Genomic DNA, 1984 nt, shown 5'->3' on the forward strand with positions numbered 1-1984 from the left:
GTTTTAGTACAGGGTACTACTAATGGTATCTCTACCAATGCCGATGGTACTTATGTGCTTACGGTTCCTTCAACGGGTGGCACATTGCAGTTTACAGCCATCGGCTTTGTGCCAGTTTCGCGACCAATAGGTAGTGAGAGTCAGATTAACGTTGCTTTGGCACAAGATACACGCGAGCTAAGCGAGGTAGTTGTAACGGGTTACGGGCAGCAGCAGGAGCGGCGCGATGTGACAGGTGCTGTTACAACAGTAAAAGCTGAATCATTCAAAGATCAACCTGTTACAGGCGTTGACCAAGCCTTGCAGGGCCGTGCAGCTGGGGTACAGGTATTCCAGAACTCAGGTACACCTGGTTCCGGTATTGCCGTTCGGGTACGCGGCTCAGCTTCTATTAGCGGCAGCAACGAACCACTGTATGTGGTAGATGGTCTGCCCATTAATGGAGGCAACACTTCACAGCTTGGTACAGGCAACCAACAGGTCAACGCGCTGAATGACCTCAATCCGAATGACATTGCTTCTATTGAAGTATTGAAAGATGCTGCTGCTGCTGCTATTTATGGTTCACGTGCATCTAATGGCGTAGTGCTAATTACTACCAAACGCGGTCAATCTGGTAAAGCACGAGTAGACGTTGATTATTACACTGGTGCTCAAACTGTTTGGAAAAAGCCGAATATTATCACTGGCACTGAGCAAACACAGCTGTTTCTGGATCAAATGGCAAACCGCTATCCAGCGAATGCGGATGGTACTATCACTACAAATCCTGGTAATAGTACTACCGCTCCTACTATTTATAGAAGCTACGCAGACTTAGCTGCTTATACCTTTGGCCCTGGTGATCGTGTACGGACAAATGGCATTTATTCGTATGTAGATGCTGGACCTGTACGTCCACTCAGCCAATTCCAAGACCCCAGCACAGCTACCAGTACCAATTGGGCTGATCAGGTGTTGCGCACGGCTGCTATTAGCAATTACGGATTGAACATTTCCGGTGGCTCTGAATCGAACCGCTACCGGTTGTCACTTGGCTATTTTGACCAGAAAGGCACTATTGTGGGTTCGGGCTATAATCGCATAAGCGCCCGCCTCACCTTAGATAACAAGATTTCGGATAAGGTGAAGATGGGGGCTTCCTTTGGTTTAAGCTCAGCTACTAACAACCGTATCAATAATGATAACAGCATTTACGGCGCTCTGACAACGGCCCGCCTGACGGCGGCCGACCTGCCCATCTATAACGAAAATGGCACTTACTATAAGTCAGGTTCTATTGAGAACCCAGTAGCTGCTGTACGGGAACCATTCATCAAATCGGTGAGCAACCGCTTAATCGCTACACAGTATACAGAGTTTCAATTTATTAAGCACCTGACATACCGTGCCACTTTTGGCCTAGACTTTTTGTATGGGCGTGATGATCGTTTCTACTCTACGCTGACCAACCCTGGTGCAGCTGTACGTGGTGAGGCAACAGTAGCTACCATCCAAGAGCCAAACTTCAACCATTTTAGTGCTTTTACTTACACTAATACATTTGGTACTGACCATAGCCTGACAGCGCTAGCAGTGGCAGAATATCAGCGCGACGTACAGAGCACAACGTTTGCACAAGTTACTGGCTTTCCAAGCAACGCCATTCAGCAACTCTCGGCTGGCGCTACCAAAACAGCCGCCACCTCTTCTTCCACTTTGAATGCGCTGTTTGGTGTATTAGCTAAGGTAGACTACTCGTTCAAAGGGCGCTATTTGTTGAGCGCCACAGTTCGCCGTGACCGTTCTTCCCGTTTCGGAGCAGACAATCAGGTAGGCTATTTCCCAGCGGCTTCGGCCGGCTGGCGTATCATTGATGAGAGCTTCCTGAATGATCAGCAGATTTTGAGTGAGTTGAAGCTACGAGGCAGCTATGGCGAAACAGGCAACCAGAACTTTGCCAACTTCGGCTCGCGGGGTCTCATCAGCCCTGGCTATAATTATC

The 1984-nt window shown here is 48.6% G+C and carries 1 protein-coding gene; it reads left to right on the forward strand.

What is annotated here, in order from left to right:
* On the forward strand, positions 1-1984 hold a 1984-nt coding region (locus tag J4D97_RS22810), incomplete at both ends, for a SusC/RagA family TonB-linked outer membrane protein (protein ID WP_208309600.1).

Origin of the sequence: Hymenobacter defluvii, assembly GCF_017589435.1 — a bacterium.
Lineage (GTDB): Bacteria > Bacteroidota > Bacteroidia > Cytophagales > Hymenobacteraceae > Hymenobacter > Hymenobacter profundi.